This is a genomic window from Corynebacterium pelargi (assembly GCF_014635485.1).
Lineage (GTDB): Bacteria > Actinomycetota > Actinomycetes > Mycobacteriales > Mycobacteriaceae > Corynebacterium > Corynebacterium pelargi.
Map to the genome: position 1 here is coordinate 1 of NZ_BMCX01000003.1, position 23,811 is coordinate 23,811.

The following is a 23,811-nucleotide window of genomic DNA, read 5'->3' on the forward strand; positions in this document are numbered from 1 at the left end:
TACACACACCCCAACCAACACACAAACCCCCAGCTCAAACACACAAAAGCCGGGGGCGTGATGGAAAAGGAGCGAGAACTACTCGCCGATTCTTGCTCCAGCGAAGTTCTTCTTACCTTTACGCAGCACGAGCCAGGAGCCGTGCAAGAGATCCTCTTGAGATGCAACCCAGTCTTCGGATTCGATGCGCTGGTTGTTCACGTAGGCACCACCCTCCTTGATGGTTCGACGTGCAGCGCCCTTGGAAGCGGCGAGGTTGGCGTCGACAAGCAAATCCACAATCGAAGGCGTTGCATCTGCCGGGTAGGACGCAATCGTGGTCTCTTGGAGCGAAGACGCAAGCGTGCGCTGGTCTAACTCTTCCAAGGATGCGCGGCCAAACAGTGCCTGAGCTGCAAGTTCAACAGCCTTGGTGGCATCTTCACCGTGAACCAGGTTGGTCATTTCCTGAGCGAGTCGGCGCTGCGCTTCACGCATGTGCGGACGCTCCTGAACAGCCTGTTCGTATTCCGCAATCTCTTCTTGGTTGAGGAAGGTAAACCAGCGAAGGTAATCGATCACCACCGAATCCCCGGCGTTGATGAAGTACTGGTACCAGGAGTATGGGCTGGTCAGCTCGGGGTCGAGCCACAACTTGCCGCCACCGGTGGACTTGCCAAACTTCTGGCCATCGGCATCGGTAACCAAAGGCACAGTAAGGCCGTGAACCTTTGCGCCATCGACGCGCCTATTGAGATCCACACCAGAAACGATATTGCCCCATTGATCGCCACCGCCGATCTGCAGTGTCACATCCTTGGTGCGGCGCAAGTGCACGAAGTCATTGGCCTGGAGCAACATATAGGAAAACTCGGTGTAGGAAATGCCGTCGCTTTCCAAGCGACGCTTCACCGTATCCCTATCCAGCATGGTGTTCAGTGAGAAGTTCTTGCCCACATCGCGCAGGAACTCGATCACATTCATCTCGCCGGTCCAGTCGGCGTTATTCACCATCTCGGCTTTGCCGTCTTGGAAATCGACGAACCGCGAAATCTGCGTTTTGATGCTTTCCATGTTCTGCTCGACCTGCTCCTGGCTCAGCATCGAGCGCTCCCCCACATCACGAGGATCACCGATCATGCCGGTGGCGCCACCTGCCAGAGCGAAGGGCTTATGTCCCGCCATCTGGAAGCGCTTCAGCATAATCAGCGGCACGAGGTGACCTGCGTGGAGGGAAGATCCAGTGGGATCGAAACCGCAATAAAGAGCGATTGGTTGCTTGGTGTGCTCGCGCAACGCATCCACATCGGTGGAGTCATTGATCAGGCCACGCCACAGCAGTTCATCGATGATATTCAAGGGTTGTCCTTTTAAAACTTGAGAAAATGTCGGATGCTCACGGCAGCTAGGAGAAAACTGTGAGGCTTTAAGACCAGGGTTGTGCTTGATCAATCAGCATGACCGGGATGCCATCTTCAATGGGATAGGCAATGCCCAAGCGGGGATTGAGCAGCACTGATTCCTGCTCGCGATATTCAAGCGGGCCGTGATCCTTTGGACACACCAGGATTTCTAGTAACTCAGGATCAATACTCATGGGTACACAGCTTAGCTTTCGGGTTTAAGAAGATGGTGAATGCAGAAGCCAAGGCCTCCCGATCCACCCCACAATAGTGGGGATTGAATCTCGGAGGCCTGTGGTGCCAAAGCATATCTGGCGAGTTGTTGGTGCTAGACGCTGCGATGAAGCGCTAGCACCACGGGCGTTAGTCTGCGCTGTCGATCACCTTGGCGCTGGCCCAAGCTCGCAGATCCTCGGAGCGCTGGCGGGCGCGTTCGCGTTGCTCTGCAACACGCACACCTGCGGTGCCACCACGGGTGGCACGAGAGGCAACGGCACCTTCGACGCTGAGCACTTCGCGCACACCTGCGTGAAGCGCTGGGTGCACAGAAGCCAGTTCCTCATCGCTGAGCTGGTCAAGGCCTTTGCCTTGTTCCTCTGCGATACGCACGCAGGCACCGGAGGCCTCATGCGCTACTCGGAAGGGCACGCCTTCACGCACCAACCACTCGGCAAGATCGGTGGCGAGGGTGAAGCCTGCCGGGGCGAGCTCTGCCATACGCTCCTCATTGAAGCGAAGCGTGGACACCAGGCCGGTCATTGCTGGCTGCAGCAAGCGCAATTGCGCGACCGAATCGACGATCGGCTCCTTGTCTTCTTGCAAGTCGCGGTTATAGGCCAAAGGCTGTGCCTTGAGCGTGGCCATCAAACCAGCGAGGTTGCCAATCAAACGCCCAGTCTTGCCGCGGGTCAGTTCAGCCACGTCAGGGTTTTTCTTTTGGGGCATGATAGAGCTGCCGGTTGACCAGGCATCGTCAAGGATGACGTAGCCGTACTCCGGGGTGCACCAGTAGACGATTTCTTCTGCCAGGCGGGACATGTCTACAGCGATTTGAGCCAAGACGAATGCTGCTTCCGAGGCGAAATCGCGCGAGCTCGTCGCGTCGATGGAGTTATCGGCTGCCTCATCAAAGCCCAATTCCTCTGCAATAGCCTCGGGGTCTAGCTTGAGGGAAGAACCTGCCAAGGCGCCGGATCCATAGGGGGAAACGGCCAGGCGCTTGTCGAGGTCTTGGAGACGATTGACATCTCGAAGCAATGGCTGTGCATGCGCGAGGAGCTGATGCGCGAGCAGCACGGGCTGCGCCGCCTGGGAGTGCGTTTTACCCGGCATGATGGCCTCGGGATGATCCGCAGCCTGGGTGATAATCGCATCGACGAGGTCGAGCGTGTCTTGGGCAACGTCACGGATGGCGTCGCGCAGCCACATGCGAAACAGGGTGGCCACCTGGTCGTTGCGGGAGCGACCAGCGCGCAGACGGCCACCGACCTCAGGGCCAACGCGATCAATCAGTCCACGTTCCATCGCGCCGTGAACGTCTTCATCACTAGGCAAAGGCCCGAAGCTGCCATCGGCTACGTCACGACCGAGTTGCTGCAGACCTTCAAGCATGGTCTTGAGGTCTTCATCGGAAAGCAGGCCTGCTTTGTGCAGTACTTTGGCGTGGGCCTGGGAGGCCAGCACATCGTAGGGTGCGAGCACCCAGTCGAAGTGCGTGGACACGCTCAAGGCGAACATGGCCTCGCTTGGCCCGCCCGAGAAGCGGCCACCCCACAGGGCACCCTCGTTGGTTCCGTGTGACATTTACTGTGCCTCGCGGTCGCGCTTATTGGCGATCTTGGAGGAAAGGCCGTGGAGTTCCACGAAGCCCTTAGCCAGGGTCTGGTCGAAGGTATCGCCGGTGTCGTAGGTGGCGAGGTTGAAGTCGTACAGGGAGGAATCGGACTTACGGCCATTCACCGTGATCTTGCCGGCGTGCAGCACCAGGCGGATATCGCCCGAAACGTGTTCCTGGGTGGATTCGATGAAGGCATCCAGCGAACGCTTCAGCGGTGCGTACCAGAGGCCGTCGTAGACCTCCTCAGACCAGCGTGCGTCGATCAGGCGCTTATAGCGAGCAAGCTCTCGTTCCACGGTGACATCTTCGAGTGCCTCGTGAGCGGCGATCAAGGTCATGGCACCGGGGGCTTCGTACACTTCGCGGGACTTGATGCCCACGAGTCGGTCTTCCACCATGTCCAAGCGGCCAACGCCCTGTGCACCTGCGCGACGGTTGAGCTCCTCGATGGCCTCGAGCACGCTGACCTTGCGGCCGTCGATGGCTACCGGCACACCGGATTTGAAGGTGATGACGAGTTCATCGGGGGCGTTACCCAAGCCCGGATCCTCGGTATAAGCGTAGAGATCCTTTGTGGGTGGGTTCCAGAGATCCTCAAGGAAGCCGGTTTCTACCGCACGGCCCCACACGTTCTGGTCGATGGAGAACGGCGACTTCTTGGACTGCTCGATGGGCAGGTTGATTTCTTCTGCGAAGGCGATGGCCTTATCGCGAGTCCAGGCGTAGTCACGCGCAGGAGCAATGATCTCCAGGTTTGGATCCAGGTTGCGGAAACCAACCTCGAAGCGGACCTGGTCATTGCCCTTACCGGTGCAACCGTGGGAGATGTGGGTGCCGCCGTGCTCTTGAGCGGCCTGCACGAGGTGCTTGACAATCAGAGGACGGGAAATAGCAGATACCAGCGGGTACTGCTTCATGTACATACCGTTGGCCTTGATGGTGGGCAGGCAGTACTCTTCTGCGAACTCATCCTTGGCGTCGATCACGATGGATTCGACTGCACCGCAGTCAAGGGCACGCTGGCGCACGGACTCCATATCCTCGCCGCCCTGGCCGAGGTCGAGCGATACGGCCACAACTTCGCCGCCGGTCATCTTGGCCAGGTAGGGAATGGCAACGGAGGTATCCAGACCACCGGAATATGCGAGAACTACGCGGTTGCTCATAAGAATGCTTGCTCCTTGAAAATATGTTTTAAGTGTTGAACATGGCTAATGCAGCGCTCAGTGCGTATGAACACCGCAGCCAATCCTGTGGGGTTGGTTCGCCTGCTACTAGCAGTGGCAGTTTAGCGCTCGTGGTAAATATCTTGAGGCAACGCGTCGAATTCGCGCTGCGTCATGTGCGTGATGAGGTCTTTGCCGTTGAGCGGGTCGCGGGCCAAGACGAATACTGTGTCGTCGCCGGCAATCGTGCCAACGACTTCCTCCATGCCTACGCGGTCGATGAAAGAAGCCAAGAACGGTGCGGCTCCTGGTGGTGTGCGCAGCACCGCCATATTGGCGGAGTGATCGATGGAAACCAGGAGTTCATCGAGCATTTTCCTGAGCTTTTCGCGCACACCGGCCGTTTCCGCCAGTGACACTTCCTCGGCACCAATGACGTAGTATCCGCGTCCGCCTTCTGGGCGAAATTTCCTTGCACCAAGTTCATCCAGGTCGCGCGAGAGCGTACCTTGGGTGATTTTGACACCCTTTGCTTCCAGCAGCTCAGAGAGCTCCATCTGGCTATGCACGCGGTTTTGCTGCAGGATGTCAACGATCAGCGTTTGGCGAACGGTGCGCGTTATCGGGCTTCGAGGCATCAATCATCACTTTCTGCGACTCGCAGGTGTATTTGGGTGAACACTCCACAGGATGTCTACAAATAGGGCGCTTGAATATTGGCATCGGATGTATCCAATATTTCAATCCACCTTATTTTATTCTATTTCTGCAGAAATACACAAGAGTTGTGCTACCCATTTGCTTGGTGCTCAAACAGCCACACTAGCAGCGCTTTTTGGGCATGGAGGCGGTTTTCTGCCTCATCGAAGACCCTCGACTGCGGCCCATCAATCACCTCAGCGGAAACCTCGCTGCCACGGTATGCAGGAAGGCAATGCAAGAAGATGGCCGAGTCTTTTGCCTTAGCCATGACCTCCGCATTGACTTGGTAGGGCAAAAATGGTGTGCGGCGATCCATGCCGTCGTCCTCCATGCCCATCGATACCCACGTATCAGTAATCACCACATCGGCGTCGCGCGCTGCTTCTACATCATCGCTGACTGCAACGCTTGCGCCAGTAAGATCTGCGCGTTGGCGAGCTCTTTGCACAAATTCCGGCTTTGGTTGGAATTGTTTGGGCGCAATGATGGTCACGTCGATGCCTGCGTTGGCAAAGCCGAGCATGTAGGAATTGGCCATATTGTTGTCGCCATCGCCAAGGTAGACGGCCTTCAGCCCACGCAATTGCTCTGCTTTGCCGTCTGGGGTGCAGTGCTCGGCAATAGTTTGCAAGTCGGCCAGAATCTGGCAGGGGTGGAAGTCATCGCTCAGCGCGTTAACGATCGGGACCGTGGCCGTTTCAGCCATGGCCTCAAGGTTGCTCTGGGCATAGGTGCGCCACACGATAGCGGAGACGAAGCGCGATAACACCGCTCCAGTGTCTTGGAAGGTCTCGCCCTTGCCCATTTGAGACTTGCCCGTCTCAGTGATGATCGGGTGCCCGCCGAGTTCCGCGATACCTGCGCTAAAAGAAAAACGCGTGCGGGTGGAGGTTTTATCAAATAACACGGCAACGGATTGTGGGCCTTCGAGCACTTTGCGTGAAAAAGGCTCGGCTTTTAGTTCTGCCGCAAGGGTTAAGACCTCTGCTTGTTCCTGGGGGCTGAGGTCATCATCGGCTAAGAAGTGCCGAATCTTCGGGTTCGTCATGGTTCTTCCTTATTCTCCTTGAGCTGCGCTGATCGCCTTGGCCAATCGGGTGACGGCTGCTTCTAATTCCTCTTGAGTAATCACCAGTGGCGGGGTGAGGCGGATGACGTTGTCTGCTGGGTTATTCAGAATCAGCCCCTGCGCTAACCCCTCGGCAACCACCTGTTTGGCGATGGGTGCATCGAGTACTACACCGAGCATCAACCCGCGGCCACGCACCAGGGAAACACCAGGGATCTGCTCGATGGCCTTGCTCAAGTACTCCCCTTTTGCTTTGACCTGCTCAAGGAAATCGGCGTCGAGCTCTTTGAGCACCGCCGTTGCTGCAGCACATGCAACAGGGTTGCCACCGAAGGTGGTGCCATGGGCGCCCGGTTGCATGAGCTCTGCTGCCTTGCCTTGCGCCAGCACTGCCCCGATTGGCAGGCCTGCACCTAGGCCCTTGGCCATGGTGACCACATCGGGGACTACCTGGGCATGCTCAAAAGCAAAGAAATCGCCGGTGCGTCCGGCGCCAGTTTGCACCTCATCGACGATCATGAGAATGCCGTGGGCGTCGCAAAGCTCTCTTACGCCTTCGAGGAAGCCCTCGGGTGCCGGGATAACCCCGGTCTCGCCTTGGATAGGCTCAAGGAAAATGGCCGCAACATCATCGGGGTCGGTGGCAACCATGGAACGCAAAACCTCAAGGTCGCCATAAGGGTAGAACTCCACGTCCGGAAGCAGCGGGCGGAAGGGGCGCTGTTTTGCCGGTTGCCCCGTGATGGAAAGCGCGCCTAAAGTCCTGCCATGAAATCCGTGCTGAGCGGCCAATACGCGCCTCTTGGAACTGAGTTTGGCAATTTTTAATGCGGCCTCATTTGCCTCGGTTCCGGAATTGCAAAAGAACGCCTTCACGTCCTCGCGATCCGGAGCAAAGCGCTGGCGCAGTTGCTCGGCTACCTCAATGACTGGCTGGGAGGCAAAGAGGTTTGAAACGTGGCCGAGCGTGGACACCTGCGCCTGCACGGCTTCGATCACAGCCGGGTGGGCATGGCCAAGGGAATTGACCGCGATGCCGGCGAGCATATCGATATATTCTTTGCCCTCGGCATCAACGACCTTCGCTCCCCTGCCCTCAACCAAGGCGACGGCAGGAGTGCCGTAGGTATTCATCAATGATGCAGACCAGCGTTGCTGCAATGTTTCGCTCATGGCTGTACTCCTTGCTCCTCAGCTTCGCGGTAGAGCGGCTCGGGAAGTTTATGCACATTGTCATCAGAGTCGCTAATAACCATCGTGCCGATACCGCCGGAGGTCAGCAGCTCCAGCAGCACCGAGTGCGCCACGCGCCCATCAATCACGTGGGCCGCATCCACGCCCGCTTCCACAGCGTGCAGACAACTTTCCATCTTCGGAATCATGCCGGAATCCAGGCCACTAAGAATCTTGGCAAGGTCGCCGACGCGGATCATGGATGCAAGCGAGCTGCGATCGGGCCAGTCGGTGTAAAGGCCTTCGACGTTGGTCAGGATCATCAGACGCTCAGCACCCAGTGCTGCTGCAAGAGCCCCGGCAGCAGTATCGGCGTTGATGTTATACACTTCACCGTCTTCACCAGGGGCGATAGTGGAGACTACGGGGATGCGGCCGGCTTCGATAATGTCGTTGATCGCGCTGGCATCTACATGGGTGATATTGCCAACTTGGCCAATATCCGTCATTTCACCGGCGACATCGATCAGTCGCTTTTCGGCTCTAAACAGCCCGGCGTCTTCGCCGGACATGCCCACCGCATAAGGCCCGTGGGAGTTAATCAAGCCCACCAAGTCGCGGCCAACCTGCCCAAAGAGCACCATGCGCACCACGTCCATGACCTCAGGGGTGGTGACGCGGAAGCCACCTTTGAATTCCCCTTCGAGCCCTAAGCGTTTGAGCATGGCGGAAATTTGGGGGCCACCACCGTGGACGACCACGGGTTTTGCTCCCACGGTGCGCAGGAAGACCATATCGGCCGCAAATGCGGCTTTTAGGTCCTCATCCACCATGGCGTTGCCACCGTATTTCACCACCACGATTTTGTCGCGGAAGTGTTGGAGCCAAGGCAGAGCCTCTGCAAGCACATGGGCTCGCAGTTGCGGGGTCAAGGTTGGCTCATCGCTGTTGGAATGTTCGCTTGTGCTCATCGTGTCTTCTTTCGGCGCTCGTTGCTACAGCGCTCCATCGTTCGGCGCTCGTCGCTACAGCGCTCAGTCTTTTTGTCCTTCGGCGCGGAGCTAGGAGGAGTATGCGGAGTTGATTTCTACATAGGCGTGGCTCAAGTCGGTGGTACGCACGAAGGCCTCGCCTGTTCCTCCTGTACCGAGGTCAACGCGCACATCGATATCTGCCCCGCTGAGGTCAACATCTCGGGCTCCTGGTGCGCCGGTGCTGCCGAGGCATACTGGTTGATCGTTAAACCAGACCGAGATATTTTCGGGATCCATCGCGGCATCGGCCATTCCCACGGCGGCAAGCACGCGCCCCCAGTTCGGGTCTGAGCCGAACATGGCGCATTTGAATAGGTTGTCCCTACCGATGGTGCGCGCTGCTGCAAGGGCTTGTGCATCGCTATCGGTACCCGTGACGGTGATCCGCACGCGCTTGGTTACGCCCTCGGCATCGGCTTGGAGCTGATTAGCCAGATCTGCGCAAGCCTTCAAGACGGCCGCTTCGAATGCTTCAACGCTCGGGGTGACACCCGATGCCCCATTGGCCAGCAGCAACACGGTGTCGTTGGTGGAGGTAGAACCGTCCACGTCAAGGGTATTGAAGGTCACTGCCACGGCCTTGGCCAAGGCTTGTTGCGCTACTTCTTGGCTTATCGACGCATCAGTGGTCAAACACACCAGCATGGTGGCGAGCGAGGGCGCCATCATGCCAACGCCCTTGCCCATGCCGCCAAGGACCCAACCATCGCCTTGGACGAGCGTTTCCTTGCGTACCGTGTCGGTGGTCATGATGGCCGTTGCCGCATCATGGCCGGCTTCTGGGGATGCTGCGAGTGCAGGGGCAGCCTGATCGATGCCACTGAGCAGGCGTTGCATGGGCAGCAATTCTCCGATGAGCCCCGTGGAGCATGCGGCGATGCGATCGGCGGCGATACCGAGCGTTGCGGCGAGGTGCTCAACGCTTTGGGCGCAGTCTTGATCGCCTTGGGTGCCGTTGCAGGCATTGGCATTGCCTGCGTTGAACAGCACGGCTTCGAGCGTGCCATCTGCCACTGCCTTCTTTGACCACTTCACAGGCGAAGCCACTACTCGATTTCGGGTGAACACTCCTGCCGCGGTGTATTCAGGGCCGAGGTTTCGAACGATGGCGAGGTCGGTATTGCCCGAGGGCTTGATGCCAGCAGCAATACCGACTGCAGCGAATCCTTGGGCTGCGGTCACGCCGGTAGCGGTGTCAGATGACATGGATACTCCTTGAGGGAAGAACAATCTTGGTGATTGCGGTGTAAAGATGCTCCTGGTGTTTATGGTGCCACGCCGGCAATAGCGAGGCCGGCAGTTTCCTCATAACCCAGGCTAATATTCATGCACTGCACTGCCGCACCAGCAGTGCCTTTGCAGAGATTATCGATGGCGGACGTCAGCAGCACCGTGCCTGCTTTGTTATCTACTTCTACCTGCACGTGACAGGCATTCGATCCCACGACCGACTGGGTTTGAGGCTGCTGGCCTGCGGGAAGCAGATGCACGAAAGGCTCATCGGCATAGGCCTGCTCATAGGCTGCACGCACACTGGCCTCATCAGCGCCATCGGCGAGCAATGCGGTGGCGGTGCTCAAGATGCCTCGGGGCAAAGGCGCAAGCACGGGAGTAAAACTCAAGGCGATGTCCTTGCCACCTACGGCGCAAAGATTCTGCACGATTTCTGGGTTATGGCGGTGTTTGCCAGCGGTGTTATATGCCTTCAGCGAGCCCATGGTTTCAGAGCCGAGCAACCCTACCGAGGCTTTCTTTCCGCCACCGGATACCCCGGTGATGGATACGACGTTGATCTGGGATTGGATTAATCCACTTGCAACTGCTGGCCAGAGCGCCAAGGTGGCGCCGGTTGGGAAGCATCCTGGAATTGCTACCCGCTTGCTCTTGGCAATTGCCTCGCGCCCACCGGGCATCTCAGGGATGCCATAGGGCCAGGATCCTGCATAGGTTCCGCCGTAGTATTCCTCCCAGTCTTCAGCATTGCGCAGACGGAAATCGGCAGCGCAGTCGATCACCAGCGTTTCTTCTGGCAGTTGTTGCGCGATGACGGCGGAGTGTCCGTGCGGAAGGCCGAGAAAGACCACATCGTGTTCGCGCAATTTATCAATATCGCTTGCTTCGATCTCGCGGTGAGCAAGCTGCGGCAAATGGGGCATGGCTTCTGCCACGCTGGTGCCTGCTGAGCTGCCCGCCATGAGCGCGCCAATGCTGAGTTTGCCTTGGAGATACGCTGGGTGCTGCAGCAGGAGCCTTAAAACTTCTCCCCCGGCGTAGCCGGTGGCGCCCACTACGGCTACCCGCAGTGGATGATCGCTGGAATTCGAAGCATTCATACTCAAGAACTATACACTTTATGCAGTCATAAACAATTTATTTGCCGTTCGTGGCAGATTATGCAAAACGCCCATGCCATCACGGCATGGGCGAAGCGAAGGTTTCGATCAACCTTTAGGCACGCATCTGGGCACCGTGGTCGCGCTGCGCACGATCGGCGGCAGCCAAACGAGCCTCATTGCATTCCTCATCGGTAAGCGTGCGATCAGCAGCGCGGAAAGACAAGGAGAACGCGAGCGACTTCTTCTCAGCGCCAAGAGATTCGGAACGGTAGACGTCGAAAAGCTCCACCTGCTCCAATAAATCACCGGCACCGGCGATGATAGAGGCGCGAACCTCCTCGGCGGGCGTGGATTCATCCACCACCAAGGCCAAGTCCTGGTGCAAGGCCGGGAAGCTTGAGAGCACAGGAGCCGGCAACACGGCATCAAAGGGCAATGCCGTGACATCAAGCTCCATGGCACAGGTACGCGCAGGCAGGTTCAAACGCTCCAAGACCTGGGGGTGAAGCTCACCGGCGTAGCCGACAACCTGCTCGCCGGCAAGCAAGGCGGCACAACGACCCGGGTGCCAAGGCAGCTTCTCCGCGTTGCGAACCTGCAACTCCACACCGGCGGCGCGAGCGACGATACGAGCGGATTCGATCGCATCAGCAAAGCTATACACCCGGCCCTTGCCCCACGGCCCGCTGTACTGCTGCTCACCTGCACCAACGGTGGCCACATGCAGCGGCTGGTACGGCAGAGAATCCAGAAGCTGCGCTACGTCTGCTTCGCTCGGACGCGAACGGACATCCAGCATGGGCGAGGTGCCATCGCCTCGGCGGAAAGCCACCTGCTGCAAGCCGAACATCGCTACATCATTGCGGCCACGGGCAACATTGCGGCTCAAAGCCTCAAGCATGGAGGGCAGCAAGGTGGTGGCGAGCACGGCATAGTCGCTATCCAGCGGATTTTGCACCTTCACCGTCTCACGGCGGGGATCATCACTGTCGAGGCCCCACACATCAAAGGCATCATTGCGAATAAAGGGCGTGGGAAGGATCTCTGCGTAGCCGGAATACGCCAGGGCGTGGCCGATGGCTCGACGGCGACGCTGTGCAGGAGAAAGGCCACGGCCAACGGCCGCAGGCGGCACGATCGAGGGCACAGACTCTAAGCCCTCCAGGCGCAGCACCTCTTCAACCAAATCGGCCTGCTCGCCAAGATCGGGACGCCACGTGGGAGGCACCACCGTGAGCTGATCGCCCTCGCGTGCGACCGCGCAACCTACTTCTTGCAGGCGTGCAATAACGGTTTCGGGGCTATAGTCCACACCGGCAACCTGGCTGGGACGGTGCACCGACATGCTAATTTCTGCCGGAGCCTGCGTGCTGCCAACCAGTGTGCGCTCCGCGCTGACGCTGCCACCGGCAATCTGAGTAAGCAAGGCACAGGCTGCATCAAGGGCGATTTCAATGATCGCCGGATCAACGCCGCGTTCGAAGCGACGCGATGCCTCAGAGCTCAGCTTATGCCTCCGCGAGGTGCGCGCGGTGGTGATGGGATCCCAGTTCGCTGCCTCGAAGATCACATCGGTGGTGTCGTCTTGAATCTCGGAGGAGCTACCACCCATCACACCGGCAAGCGACTGGATGCCGGAATCGTCGACAATCACCACATCTTCTTCATGCAGTTCGCGTTCCACATGGTCAAGGGTGGTCAGCTTCTCGCCCTTCTGCGCGCGGCGCACCACCAAGTTGCCCTGGACCAAGGAGGCATCGAAGGCGTGCATCGGTTGGCCGAGAAGGAACATCACATAGTTGGTGACGTCGGTGGCGGCATTGACAGGGCGCTGCCCACACAGCATGAGTTCACGCTGCAACCACAGCGGAGACTCCTTCTTCGGATCAATGCCTTCGACCTTGCGCAGGCCAAAGCGGCGGGCTTTGGTGTCTTCTTGCAGATCAACTGCCAACACCTCGCCTGCTGGCGCAGGTACAGCGGAGGTATCAATATCAGCCACCGAAAGATCCTCGGCTGGATCAGCAAATTGGAGCTCAAAGGCGCTGGCCAGCTCGCGGGTTAAGCCGCGTGCAGAGAGGGCATAGCCGCGATCGGGCGTGATATTCACGTCGAATACCGTGTCGGAAAGGTCGAGGATTTCGCGGGCATCTTGGCCGGGCTCGCCTTCTTCTAACACGATGATGCCAGCGTTTTGTTTATCGCTTAATCCAAGCTCAGCGGCCGAACAGATCATGCCGGCAGAGACCTGCCCATAGGTCTTGCGCTCGGCAATGGCGAAGTTGCCCGGCAGCACAGCGCCTGGGAGGGAAACGACAACAAGGTCGCCTTCTTGGAAGTTGCGGGCACCGCACACGATGGACTGCAGTTCCCCGCTGCCATTGGCTTGGCCAACATTGACGTGGCAGTGGCGGATGGGCTTTTTAAAGCCCTCGAGTTCCACGATGCTTTCTACCCTTCCTACTACCAGCGGGCCGGTGGTTTCAGGGATGGGGGCGTAGCCTTCTGTTTCGAATCCGACGCGAACATAGCCTGCGTCGAGTTCTTCCGAGGAGACAGACCAGCCTGGATTGGCGTGTGCGAGCAGCCTCGTGACCCAGTGTTGAGAGATCAGCATGGAGCGGTTCTTCCTTTAATAATCTTTTTGTGTACTACAGCGATCGTTGCTCTTTGGTGGTCTGTATCGCATCGCGTGCGCCAGCACCACCACGGTGGCGTTTAGGCCTGCACTCCGAACGGGAGGGTAAAGCGAAGGTCGCCTTCGACCATGTCACGCATATCGCTTAAGCCGTTGCGGAATTGCAGGGTGCGTTCAAGGCCCATGCCAAATGCAAATCCTGAGTACTCATCAGGGTCGATGCCTGCAGCGCGCAGCACATTGGGGTTCACCATGCCGCAGCCACCCCATTCGATCCAACCGGCGCCGCCTTTCTTATTGGCAAACCAGACGTCCACCTCCGCCGAGGGCTCGGTGAAGGGGAAATAGTTGGTGCGCATGCGGGTGCGGGTTTCTGGGCCAAAGAGCGTTTTGGCCATGTGGTCGAGGGTGCCGCGAAGGTGCGCCATGGTCAGGCCCTTATCTACGGCGAGGCCCTCAATCTGGTGGAAGACCGGGGTGTGCGTGGCATCAAGTTCATCGGTGCGGAACACCCTACCCGGGCACACCACGTAGATGGGCACCTCGCGCGAGAGCATGGTGCGCATCTGCACAGGCGAGGTGTGGGTGCGCAGCACCTGTTTGGATCCGGGCACGCTCACGTGGAAGGTATCTTGCAGGGTGCGTGCGGGGTGATCGGGGATGAAGTTCAAGGAATCGAAATTGAAGTATTCCGCCTCGATTTCTGGGCCATCGGCAACCTCGTAGCCCATGGCAACGAAGATATCGGCGATCTGCTCGCTCAAAGTGGTAATCGGGTGCAGTGCACCTGTTTGGCTGCGGGTGGTTGGCTCGGTGACGTCCACGCGCTCTGCGCGAAGCACCTCGGCGTTGCGCTTTTCTTCCAAGCGCGTTTTGGCCTCAGCGAAGGCCTTCTCCACCCGGCCACGGGCCATATTGACCAAGCGACCAGCATCTTTGCGCTGTTCTTTGGGAATGCTGCCGAGCTGGCGACGAGCTTGAGGAATGGGTGCCTCATCGCTCAGATGCTCCCGGCGAAGCTCAGCTAATTCCTCCAACGAGTCCGCCTCGGTGAAGGCTTGGACGGCCTTTGCGGCTGCATCGTTGAGGAATTCTTCATTCAATTGGATTTCAGACACCCTTGTGTAGACCCTTCACGTTGGAGTTTCGAGGCAATCAACCCAGCCATCATACCTTGTAGTGGCTACTCGCTTTTCGACGAACCCGCGTGGAGCACTTTCGAGGACTCATAGAGGCAAATCGATGCGGCCGTGGCCAAGTTCAGCGATTCTGCACGCCCCCGGATAGGGATACGCACCCGGTGGTCGGCTTGTTCCAGCAATGCGGGGCTTAAGCCATGGGCCTCATTGCCAAAAAGCCAGGCGGTGGGCTTTGCCAGCAGTTCCTCGGCATCATCGAGGTCTACTTCTCCATCGGCACTGGTCGCCAGCACCTGCATCCCGCGGGCGCGCAGGCTTTGGAGCACTGCTTCAATATTGTTTTCGCGAGCTACTGGCAAATGAAACAGTGAGCCAGCAGATGCGCGCACACACTTCGAGGACTGCGGATCAACCGTTTCTCCTGCAAACACCACAGCATCTGCACCCATAGCATCTGCCACACGAATCAATGTGCCCGCGTTACCCGGCTCATTGGTTTCTACTGGAATGCTGAGCAATTGCGGTGTGCCGCGAAGCGCCTGCTTGACCGGCCAGAGCACCGGATTGCAGATGGCAAACAAACCAGTGGTGGTTTTGGTATCAGACATGTGCGCCGCCGCGCGGTTATTGATGGGATGGATGTACACGCCCATGTTCTGCGCCAAGGTGAGGATGTGGCCAAACCGCGTGGCCGCCTGCTCGGTGATAAACAGATCCGTGGCGGAGCCTGTGGCTAGGGCTGCTTCTACTGAGTTTTCGCCCTCGACGATGAACTTCTGCGCCTTCTTCCGGGCGGCGCTGCGGTGCAGCTTTGCTGCTTGCACCACCCGCGGGGTGCGTTCAGTAAATGGATCTGAAAAATCAATGGAGGCCATGTGGCAAATGTAGCAACAGACCTCCGATGGCATGGGTGTTGCACCGATCATCGACTTCGATGCCCCAAAACGCCCAAGCTAGCGCTGCGCAACGCTGTTGCGTGCGCACAGCGCTAGGAACGAACCAGCGTCCAATCCAAAGACTCAAAGTCGGCGCGATCCCCGGAACTGAACTGCTCTAATAGGGAGATGGCGTAGCCGAAGTCCTTGGTCTTGATCTGGAAGCATTCGACCTCACCAAGGTCGTGGCCCCATTCGATCAGATACTCCTGTTCCCCGATGCGGTCTACCTGGCAGTAGTCGCCGACGATGCGCGTGTCATTGAGCGCGATCCAATCACTGACACTAGGCAGGCCGGCCTCAAGAAGCTGTTCCAGCAAGCAGGGATCAAAATACTGCGAGCCATAACAGCTCGAACCGAAGATGAAACGTGGCTGGTCTTCCGTCTCGCCTAAAGCGATGCTTTCGTCCCAAGCGAATTCCTCTTCAAGGAATTTCACGCCGAAAGTCAAGCAGTAGAGCGTGAAGAATGCCATATAAAGAGGCACCTCTTGGCTGCGGTAGCCGGTGGTGGGAGTCATCAGTGTGACGCTGAAGCCTCCCTCGTCAAATTCGGTGCTTAACGAGGATCGTTGCGCCAAGGGGGTGGAACGTGGCGAGGAGGCTTCAAGGCGTAACCATGGTTGGTATCGGTGCGCAGCTTCAATGATGGACGCGGTAGTAGTGGAGTTCCACTGGCCTACCGGGAATGGCCCATTCCACAGCGTCAATGGACACAATTCGCGCTCGGGTTCTGCGGACCCGGAGGGGTTATAGAGCACGAGCTCGCCATTGACCACCAGGGAAATATTGCGATCTTCGGCGAGGTGCAATAAGCGCTCGAAGGCCGCGGCTGCGGTTTCTGCTGCAACCATGATGGTGACCACGGGCGCGGCTTCTAATTGCTGCTCCGAGATCAGCAGCTCACTGCCAATGCGCTCATTGGCTGCGTCGATAAAGCTTTGCATCATGATGCTCGGCTCAGTTTCTGCAAAGCGCATGTGCTCATGGAAGGCACGAACCGAAGCTTCGCGCCACATTTCATCTCTGTCTGGCAACTCGGCTGCACTGATCGTCCAGAGGGAGGTGTGCCACACATCGTCGGCTACTTCCCAGTTGCGGGCTAGAGGCGCTATCTCCCCTGCCACATAGATCTGCACGACCTCAAGCAGGGACGCAAGGGAGTCGAAGGTGCGCGAATAGCGCATATTGAAGTCTTCTACCCAGATGGCCTCCCATTGACCATTGCGGTTGCGGCCATAGCTCAGCGGCTGCCGAGGGTTATCACTGAGGGTGAGCATCTGGCCGGGTTTGAGTGTGTCTACTGCATCGAAAGCTCGAAGCGGCAACGCCAAACGTTCAGCGGGTGTGACGGAGGGGTGTTCTACGTCGAAGGCAGGCTCCCAGTCTGCATCAAGCAAGACGGGGCAGCGGTCGGAAAAGAGCAAGAGCAGCTCGACGGCACGATCGATGGAATCAGTCGTTGTCTCTTCTTCCCAATCCTCGCCCTTTCTAAACACCCTTATGCTGCCGTCTGGGCGTGGGCTAAAGCCGCACACGTGGCCGAAGGATTCCGCTTCCACCGGTTTCATGGAGCTGACCACTACTTCCGGTTCTGGTCCACGAAGCGCATCTTCAAAGGCTGCATGCAACGCCGAAGCGGTGACCTGGTTCCATACCGAGCCGAGGCTATTAAAGACGAAACTTTGGGCGATTCCCGGATCGGGCCACACAGAGAAATTGAACAACACGCCACTCGATCCAAGCAGCACTGCCAGCCGGTGTTCTTGCGCAAGCTCTTCGGCGAGTTGCATTACCTGGTGGAAGTCTTCTTCCTCGATTTCGACCTCGATCAGCAGATGCGGCTCGATGGATGTACCAAGGAATTCCCCGAGCGCGGCCGCCACTGGGACCATTTGCTCACTGTGAACCCGTAACTCTTCGGGCTCTGTTTGGGCCAGCATTTCCGCTAGCGGGGTATTGCAGGCCAGCAGGGTCGGCGGTGCTGCATAGAAGGTCAAAGGGAAAGCCATGTCGCACAGATTACATTGAGAGCTGCACGACTGCTGGTTTTTAGCAAAAAATAAACCCGGATCCCTTTGGGGAATCCGGGCTGAAAGCTCAGTGCCTTGTATTAGGCAGCCTTGGGAGCGTTGACGTCCTCAGGCAGAGCAGCCTTGGCGGCCTCGCAGATTGCGGAGAATGCGGCGAAGTCGTTCACGGCGAGATCGGCAAGCACCTTGCGGTCAACCTCGATCTCAGCAAGGCGCAGACCCTGGATGAGACGGTTGTAGGTGATGTCGTTCATGCGAGCTGCAGCGTTGATGCGGGTGATCCACAGCTTGCGGAACTCCGACTTGCGGGCACGACGATCGCGGTATGCGTACGTCATGGAGTGGAGCCACTGCTCCTTGGCCTTACGGTACAGGCGGGAGCGCTGGCCGCGGTAGCCCTTAGCGGACTTCAGAATATCGCGACGCTTCTTCTTTGCGTTCAGTGAGCGCTTGACACGTGCCACTTGAAAACTTCCTTAATCTATTTGGTGTGTTATTGGGAACTGAAGATTGTGTTGGCGGTGATTAACCGCGACCAAGCAGGCGCTTCACGCGCTTGGTGTCTGCCTTGGCAACGTCTTCGGTGCCCTTCAGGCGGCGGGTACGAGTCGAGGGCTTGCCCTCGAGCAGGTGGCGGCGGTTAGCCTGCTCACGACGGAGCTTGCCGGAACCGGTGATCTTGACGCGCTTAGCGGTGCCCTTGTGGGTCTTCTGCTTCATTGGATTAACGTCCTTTTTCGAATCTGTTACGTTTCTACTTCTTGCCCTTGCGCACAGGACCAAAGACCATGGTCATGTTGCGGCCGTCCTGCTTCGGCTTGGTTTCCACCACGCCATAATCAGCGACGTCATCAGCGAGGCGCTCAAGGAGACGGAAGCCAAGTTCGGGGCGAGACTGCTCACGACCGCGGAACATGATGGTGACCTTGACCTTCGAGCCCTTCTCAAGGAAGCGAATCACATTGTTCTTCTTGGTCTCGTAGTCGTGATCATCGATCTTCGGGCGGAACTTCTGTTCCTTCACAACGGTCTGCTGTTGGTTCTTGCGAGCCTCACGAGCCTTCTGGGCTTGTTCGTACTTGAACTTGCCGTAGTCCATGATCTTGCACACCGGAGGCTTCGCGTTGGGCGCAACCTCAACCAGGTCAAGATCTGCGTCATAAGCGAGCTTCCGTGCATCCTCGATTCGAACGATGCCTACCTGTTCACCATTTGGGCCAACCAAACGGATCTCAGGGACTCGGATACGCTCATTAATGCGAGCTTCAGCGCTGATGGGGACTCCTCAAGTAGCAAATTGAACTTTTGACGTACCGCGTCAATCGCCGGGTTTTCACAAGATGAGCATGTGCGCTCATGCGAAAAACCCGTTCACCCTCGGGGTGAACGGGAGATCGTGTTCCAGACATACGCAACACCGCGTGTGTCCTTTACCTTGACCCTTGTCCAGCGTTGTACCGGAGTACTCAGCGGCTTCGGGTGGGATGATCTCCACTTGCGACCTACTACAGAGCAAAACCCTTAGTAGGCGGTAGTGGAAGATACCTTAGCAGTATCCCCACCCGAGATGCAACGCGACACGAACTTAGAGGATTTCTTTGAGGAACTGCCCCGTGTGCGATCCGGATACTTGAGCAACCTCCTCGGGCGTTCCTTGGGCTACCACTTGGCCACCACCAGAGCCACCTTCTGGGCCCATATCAATGATCCAGTCGGCGGCCTTGATCACGTCCAGGTTGTGCTCGATCACTAACACTGAGTTGCCCTTATCCACCAGGCCCTGAATCACCAGCATCAATTTGCGGATATCTTCGAAGTGCAACCCGGTGGTGGGCTCATCGAGGATGTAAATGGTGCGCCCATTGGATCGCTTCTGCAGCTCCGATGCCAGTTTCACGCGCTGAGCTTCACCACCGGACAAGGTGGTGGCCGACTGCCCAAGGCGCACATAGCCTAGGCCCACCTTGTTCAAGGTGGCGAGGTAGCGATGGATCGAGGTAATCGGCTCGAAGAACTCCGCTGCCTCGCTAATGGGCATATCGAGCACCTCTGCGATGTTCTTGCCCTTGTACTTCACCTCAAGGGTTTCCCGGTTATAGCGCGCACCTTGGCACACCTCGCAGGGAACGTAGACATCCGGCAGGAAGTTCATTTCGATCTTCAGCGTGCCATCACCCTGGCACGCCTCGCAGCGGCCACCTTTGACGTTAAAGGAGAAACGCCCGGGCTTATAGCCTCGCACCTTGGCCTCGGTGGTTTCGGCAAAGAGGTTGCGGATCTTGTCAAAAACACCGGTATAGGTGGCAGGGTTTGAGCGTGGGGTGCGCCCAATTGGTGATTGGTCTACCTGCACCAACTTATCCAGATGCTCCATGCCCTCTACGCGCTTGACCCTGCCGGGCACCTGGCGTGAACGGTTGAGCTCATTAGCCAGCACCTTGGACAAGATTTGGTTAATCAAGGTGGATTTACCCGAACCGGATACGCCAGTAATGCAGGTAAGCACGCCGAGTGGAATATCGACGTCGATATTGCGCAGGTTGTTTTCCTTCGCGCCGATAACCTTGAGCATTCTTTCGCTATCAATGTCGCGACGCTGCTCGGGCACGCCTAAAATCTTGCGCCCGCTTAAGTAGGCGCCAGTTACGGAGGCCTCGCACTCATTGATGCCTTGAGGCTCGCCCTGGTAGACGACCTCACCGCCAAATTCACCTGCCCGAGGTCCAATATCGACCAACCAATCGGCGGCACGAATGGTGTCTTCATCGTGTTCGACCACGATCAAGGTATTGCCAATATCGCGCAGGTGCTCCAGGGTGGCAATGAGTCGTTGGTTATCTCGTTGGTGCAGGCCGATCGAAGGCTCGTCTAGGACGTAGAGCACCCCGGCCAGACCGGAACCAATCTGGGTAGCAAGACGAATGCGCTGTGCCTCACCACCAGAAAGGGTGCCTGCTGCGCGATTTAAGGTGAGGTAGTTCAAGCCAACATCGAGCAGGAATTTCAGGCGTGCCTGGATTTCTTTGAGCACTGCCCCGGCAATCATTTCCTCGCGCGCACCGAGCTGCAGGGTATGAAGAAATTCCGCAGCCTCGGCAACCGATAGGGCGCTTAAGCCGGCAATCGACTGCTCACCATGCGAGCTTGAGGCAAGGCGAACCGACAATACCTCCGGGCGCAAGCGTGCCCCCTGGCAGCTTGGGCAGGCAATCTCTCGGGTGTAGGCCAATAAGCGATCCTTCTGGCTTTCGCTATCGGTTTGATCCAATTTGCGCTGGATATACCCCAGAACTCCCTCGAAGGGCGCAGACCAGCTCCTCATGCGGCCATAACGGTTTTTATAGCGCACCGCGACTTCTTGGTCGCTGCCATGCACGAGGGCATGCTGCTGTTGTTTGCTCAGTTGGGAGTAGGGGGTGCGCGGATCAAAGTCCATAGCCTTGGCTAGGGCCTCGATGAGCTTTTCAAAGTAACGGTGGTTGGGGCTGGCATTCCACGGCTGTACCGCTTTGATAACGGGAGCGTCTTCATCGGGAATGATGAGGTCTACATCCACCTCGGTGCGCGTGCCGAGCCCATCGCAGGCAGGGCACGCACCGTATGGGGAGTTAAAAGAAAAGGCACGCGGTTCCAGCTCGTCAATATCGAGCGTGTGGCCATTTGGGCACGCCATCTTTTCGGAGAAGCGACGAATGCGGTTCGGATCTTCCGGATCAAGGCCGACGAATTCCAACGCCACTACGCCGTCGGCAAGCCCAAGGGCAGTTTCGACGGAATCGGTGAGCCTTTGACGCTGCGAGGCTTTGACCTGCAGACGGTCTACAACCACATCAATATCGTGCTTGACTTGCTTTTTCAGCTTCGGCGGATCGGTGAGTTGATACACCTGGCCATCAACGCGCACGCGGGCAAAGCCTTCAGCAGCAAGCTCGGCAAAAAGCTCGACAAACTCCCCTTTCCTGGTGCGCACCACTGGTGCGAGCACCTGGAATTTCGTGCCTTGTTCAAGTTCGAGGACTTGATCCACGATTTGCTGTGGTGTTTGGCGCTGGATTACTGCATCACAGGTTGGGCAGTGCGCGGTGCCTGCGCGCGAGTAAAGCAAACGCAGATAGTCGTACACCTCGGTAATGGTGCCCACGGTTGAACGCGGGTTGCGGTTGGTGGATTTTTGGTCAATCGACACCGCAGGCGAAAGGCCTTCAATAAAGTCCACATCGGGTTTATCCATTTGGCCTAGGAACTGCCGCGCGTAGCTTGAAAGTGACTCGACATAGCGGCGCTGACCCTCGGCAAAGATGGTGTCGAATGCGAGCGAGGATTTGCCCGATCCCGAAAGGCCGGTAAACACAATGAGGGCATCGCGTGGCAAGTCGATATCAACGCCTTTGAGGTTGTGTTCTCTTGCTCCGCGTACTACCAAACGATCAGCCACGTACTTTGCACCTTCTATAAGTTATTCTTCGCTGCGCCCGAGATGCGCTGGTTGTTTATCTCTACGTTTTTTACAAGGGGTTGTGACCCCACTATTACAGCGCATGGCTTGGGAGAAAAATTGCATCTTCTTGCCATTGCGGCCATCCCTGCCGGGCCCATGAGGCCCCATTCTAGCAATATATCGAACAGATGGCCGAACACTATGGGGCTTGGGGCGCTACACTTTCTCAGCATGGAAGAAAACTCAAGCAACACCACGATCCTCGACCAAATCTCGGTGTCCGATATGGACAACAACTGCTACCTCCTCGTCCGTGGCGATCAGGCTTTGCTTATCGACGCAGCCGATAACACCGAGGAACTGCTCGCATTGGCAAAGCGCCACAACGCCACCATCACCGCGGTAGTGACCACCCACCAGCACTGGGACCATGTGCGCGCCCTAGAAGAGCTGCTCGAACGTACCCAAGCTACCCACATTGCTCCTGCCCCGGATGCCTCAGCACTACCGGCAGAAGTTGATATTGCGCTGGAGGAAGGCGACGCTTTAGATTTCGAAGGCCTCCAGCTTGAGGCGCATATTCTTCGTGGCCACACCCCTGGCGGTTTGGCGCTGTCCTGCGACATTGACGGCACCACGCACCTCTTTGTAGGAGATAGCCTCTTCCCCGGCGGAGTTGGCAAAACCAATTCCCCCGAGGAATTCGAGCAGCTCTTCTCCGACGTCAAGGAGCGCATCTTCGATGTCTATCCAGATGAGGCCATCGTGCATCCCGGCCACGGCAAGCCCACCACGCTTGGCCAGGAGCGACCACAGCTCGACCAGTGGCGCGAACGCGGTTACTAAGCAACAAAATATAAACAATTTCGCACAAGGTGGCGCTTTATGCGTTCATCTTGGCAATCGAGCGCTATACTCCCCCAACAAGAACGCTTTGCATCTATCTCAAGGAGATTTCTTTTTATGATCCGCAAGCTCGCACGACCGATGATCGCATCGGTATATATCGCCGATGGTGCCGATACCGTCATGAACACCCAGGCACACGTCGATGCCACCGAGTCGGTAGTAAATAACGTCCGTTCCTTGCTGCCACGTCAGTACCGCACCTTCATCCCGAAGGACCCCGAGACCGTGGCCAAGGCTGTTGGCGGCACCAAGATCGGCGCCGGCGCCCTGCTGGCTCTTGGCAAGGCTCCTCGCCTGTCTGCCGCTGTGCTGGCTTTGCTTGCACTGCCCAGCTTGATCACCCGCAACGCCTTCTGGGCTGCTGATTCCCGCGAGGAGAAGGTTTCGCGCCGCCAGGGCTTCCTTACCAACCTCGCGCTCATCGGTGGCCTGGCCATCACCAGCCTGGATACCGAAGGCAAGCCAGGCTTGAAGTGGCGCGCAGGCCACGCTGCCAAGGTGGCCAATAAGAAGGTGCAAAAGGCGCTGCCCACCAAGTCTGAGACCGAGAAGTTCACCGAGAACGCTCAGGAGCAGGCTTCTGCTTTCGCTGCATCTGCCAAGGACTGGATCGGCGATGCCTCCGATAAGGTCGCCGAGGTTGCCGGCAACGCCAAGGATTATGTTGACGACAACAAAGACGACTGGCTCAAGAGCGCTCAGAAGAACTCCAAGGTAGCCAAGAAGAAGGTTGTGAAGGCTGCCGCCAAGGCTCAGGATCGTGCACAGGCCGCATTGGAAGACGCCGAGAAGGCATCTGGCCGTGCAGCCAAGAAGGCCGATAAGCGCTACGGCAAGCTGCAGAAGGACGCAGCAAAGGCTTTGAAGAAGGCCCAGAAGCGCGTGAAGAACATCTAAGGCGTCTGCAACGATCAACACCTCACCATTCGCCCCGCCGGAACTCTTGCTTCGGTGGGGCGTTGGTGTGCCGGGGAACAAAACAGAGCCCTTGCAGCGTTGTACCTGATCCGGAGAGCAACA

Annotated in this window: 20 protein-coding genes; 2 read left to right on the forward strand and 18 right to left on the reverse strand. The window is 57.7% G+C overall.

Features of this window, described 5'->3' with window-relative positions; translation table 11 throughout:
- Window positions 1–78: 78 nt before the first annotated feature.
- From tyrS to uvrA, 18 genes are all read right to left on the reverse strand, one after another.
- Complete coding sequence (gene tyrS / locus IEU99_RS06455) at window positions 79–1,338, reverse strand: tyrosine--tRNA ligase (RefSeq protein ID WP_128889910.1); 1,260 nt, start codon at window positions 1,336–1,338, stop codon at window positions 79–81.
- Window positions 1,339–1,405: 67 nt separating this feature from the next.
- Window positions 1,406–1,576, reverse strand: a complete 171-nt coding sequence (locus IEU99_RS06460) for a Trm112 family protein (RefSeq protein ID WP_128889911.1) — start codon at window positions 1,574–1,576, stop codon at window positions 1,406–1,408.
- A 169-nt stretch (window positions 1,577–1,745) separates the two neighbouring features.
- Window positions 1,746–3,185, reverse strand: coding sequence for an argininosuccinate lyase (gene argH / locus IEU99_RS06465; RefSeq protein WP_128889912.1), 1,440 nt, complete (start codon window positions 3,183–3,185; stop codon window positions 1,746–1,748).
- Window positions 3,186–4,385 (reverse strand): argininosuccinate synthase, encoded by a 1,200-nt coding sequence (locus IEU99_RS06470; RefSeq protein WP_128889913.1) that lies wholly within the window; start codon window positions 4,383–4,385, stop codon window positions 3,186–3,188.
- A 122-nt stretch (window positions 4,386–4,507) separates the two neighbouring features.
- A complete protein-coding gene (locus IEU99_RS06475) occupies window positions 4,508–5,023 on the reverse strand; it encodes an arginine repressor (protein WP_128889914.1) in 516 nt (171 codons plus the stop codon).
- A gap of 152 nt (window positions 5,024–5,175) precedes the next feature.
- Window positions 5,176–6,135: an ornithine carbamoyltransferase gene (argF, locus tag IEU99_RS06480; protein WP_128889915.1), complete on the reverse strand. Its 960-nt coding sequence runs from the start codon at window positions 6,133–6,135 to the stop codon at window positions 5,176–5,178.
- 9 nt (window positions 6,136–6,144) lie between these two features.
- Window positions 6,145–7,329, reverse strand: a complete 1,185-nt coding sequence (locus IEU99_RS06485) for an acetylornithine transaminase (RefSeq protein ID WP_128889916.1) — start codon at window positions 7,327–7,329, stop codon at window positions 6,145–6,147.
- Window positions 7,326–8,300: an acetylglutamate kinase gene (gene argB, locus IEU99_RS06490; protein ID WP_128889917.1), complete on the reverse strand. Its 975-nt coding sequence runs from the start codon at window positions 8,298–8,300 to the stop codon at window positions 7,326–7,328. Before argB ends, IEU99_RS06485 begins: the two co-directional genes overlap by 4 nt.
- Window positions 8,301–8,390: 90 nt before the next feature.
- On the reverse strand, window positions 8,391–9,569 hold the full coding sequence (gene argJ, locus IEU99_RS06495) for a bifunctional glutamate N-acetyltransferase/amino-acid acetyltransferase ArgJ (RefSeq protein WP_128889918.1): 1,179 nt from the start codon (window positions 9,567–9,569) through the stop codon (window positions 8,391–8,393).
- 59 nt (window positions 9,570–9,628) lie between these two features.
- On the reverse strand, window positions 9,629–10,696 hold the full coding sequence (gene argC / locus IEU99_RS06500) for an N-acetyl-gamma-glutamyl-phosphate reductase (protein ID WP_128889919.1): 1,068 nt from the start codon (window positions 10,694–10,696) through the stop codon (window positions 9,629–9,631).
- A 115-nt stretch (window positions 10,697–10,811) separates the two neighbouring features.
- Entirely contained in the window at window positions 10,812–13,316 is a 2,505-nt protein-coding gene (gene pheT, locus IEU99_RS06505) for a phenylalanine--tRNA ligase subunit beta (RefSeq protein WP_128889920.1), read from the reverse strand.
- Between the two features lie 101 nt (window positions 13,317–13,417).
- Window positions 13,418–14,455 (reverse strand): phenylalanine--tRNA ligase subunit alpha, encoded by a 1,038-nt coding sequence (gene pheS, locus IEU99_RS06510; protein WP_128889921.1) that lies wholly within the window; start codon window positions 14,453–14,455, stop codon window positions 13,418–13,420.
- Window positions 14,456–14,520: 65 nt separating this feature from the next.
- Window positions 14,521–15,351: a TrmH family RNA methyltransferase gene (locus IEU99_RS06515; protein ID WP_128889922.1), complete on the reverse strand. Its 831-nt coding sequence runs from the start codon at window positions 15,349–15,351 to the stop codon at window positions 14,521–14,523.
- Between the two features lie 113 nt (window positions 15,352–15,464).
- Complete coding sequence (locus tag IEU99_RS06520; RefSeq protein ID WP_128889923.1) at window positions 15,465–17,423, reverse strand: hypothetical protein; 1,959 nt, start codon at window positions 17,421–17,423, stop codon at window positions 15,465–15,467.
- A gap of 101 nt (window positions 17,424–17,524) precedes the next feature.
- Window positions 17,525–17,908, reverse strand: coding sequence for a 50S ribosomal protein L20 (rplT, locus tag IEU99_RS06525; RefSeq protein ID WP_123960305.1), 384 nt, complete (start codon window positions 17,906–17,908; stop codon window positions 17,525–17,527).
- Window positions 17,909–17,969: 61 nt separating this feature from the next.
- Window positions 17,970–18,164 carry a 50S ribosomal protein L35 gene (gene rpmI / locus IEU99_RS06530; RefSeq protein ID WP_123960306.1) on the reverse strand — a complete coding sequence of 65 codons (195 nt, stop codon included), beginning with the start codon at window positions 18,162–18,164 and terminating at the stop codon, window positions 17,970–17,972.
- 34 nt (window positions 18,165–18,198) lie between these two features.
- A complete protein-coding gene (gene infC, locus IEU99_RS06535; RefSeq protein ID WP_128889924.1) occupies window positions 18,199–18,720 on the reverse strand; it encodes a translation initiation factor IF-3 in 522 nt (173 codons plus the stop codon).
- A 309-nt stretch (window positions 18,721–19,029) separates the two neighbouring features.
- Window positions 19,030–21,879: an excinuclease ABC subunit UvrA gene (uvrA, locus tag IEU99_RS06540; protein ID WP_128889925.1), complete on the reverse strand. Its 2,850-nt coding sequence runs from the start codon at window positions 21,877–21,879 to the stop codon at window positions 19,030–19,032.
- Window positions 21,880–22,113: 234 nt separating this feature from the next.
- Here uvrA and IEU99_RS06545 point away from each other — a divergent pair, with 234 nt between their 5' ends.
- Window positions 22,114–22,728, forward strand: coding sequence for an MBL fold metallo-hydrolase (locus IEU99_RS06545; protein ID WP_229718414.1), 615 nt, complete (start codon window positions 22,114–22,116; stop codon window positions 22,726–22,728).
- A 117-nt stretch (window positions 22,729–22,845) separates the two neighbouring features.
- Window positions 22,846–23,688, forward strand: coding sequence for a DoxX family membrane protein (locus IEU99_RS06550; protein ID WP_128889926.1), 843 nt, complete (start codon window positions 22,846–22,848; stop codon window positions 23,686–23,688).
- The last annotated feature ends 123 nt before the right edge of the window (window positions 23,689–23,811 follow it).

Coding starts and splice junctions, on each gene's coding strand:
- pheT (WP_128889920.1), bottom strand. CDS start 13,316: ATGCTGATCTCTCAACACTGGGTCACGAGGCTGCTCGCACACGCCAAT.
- argB (WP_128889917.1), bottom strand. CDS start 8,300: ATGAGCACAAGCGAACATTCCAACAGCGATGAGCCAACCTTGACCCCG.
- argF (WP_128889915.1), bottom strand. CDS start 6,135: ATGACGAACCCGAAGATTCGGCACTTCTTAGCCGATGATGACCTCAGC.
- IEU99_RS06545 (WP_229718414.1), top strand. CDS start 22,114: ATGGAAGAAAACTCAAGCAACACCACGATCCTCGACCAAATCTCGGTG.
- IEU99_RS06550 (WP_128889926.1), top strand. CDS start 22,846: ATGATCCGCAAGCTCGCACGACCGATGATCGCATCGGTATATATCGCC.
- IEU99_RS06520 (WP_128889923.1), bottom strand. CDS start 17,423: ATGGCTTTCCCTTTGACCTTCTATGCAGCACCGCCGACCCTGCTGGCC.
- IEU99_RS06485 (WP_128889916.1), bottom strand. CDS start 7,329: ATGAGCGAAACATTGCAGCAACGCTGGTCTGCATCATTGATGAATACC.
- argH (WP_128889912.1), bottom strand. CDS start 3,185: ATGTCACACGGAACCAACGAGGGTGCCCTGTGGGGTGGCCGCTTCTCG.
- IEU99_RS06475 (WP_128889914.1), bottom strand. CDS start 5,023: ATGCCTCGAAGCCCGATAACGCGCACCGTTCGCCAAACGCTGATCGTT.
- argJ (WP_128889918.1), bottom strand. CDS start 9,569: ATGTCATCTGACACCGCTACCGGCGTGACCGCAGCCCAAGGATTCGCT.
- IEU99_RS06470 (WP_128889913.1), bottom strand. CDS start 4,385: ATGAGCAACCGCGTAGTTCTCGCATATTCCGGTGGTCTGGATACCTCC.
- argC (WP_128889919.1), bottom strand. CDS start 10,696: ATGAATGCTTCGAATTCCAGCGATCATCCACTGCGGGTAGCCGTAGTG.
- IEU99_RS06460 (WP_128889911.1), bottom strand. CDS start 1,576: ATGAGTATTGATCCTGAGTTACTAGAAATCCTGGTGTGTCCAAAGGAT.
- rpmI (WP_123960306.1), bottom strand. CDS start 18,164: ATGAAGCAGAAGACCCACAAGGGCACCGCTAAGCGCGTCAAGATCACC.
- IEU99_RS06515 (WP_128889922.1), bottom strand. CDS start 15,351: ATGGCCTCCATTGATTTTTCAGATCCATTTACTGAACGCACCCCGCGG.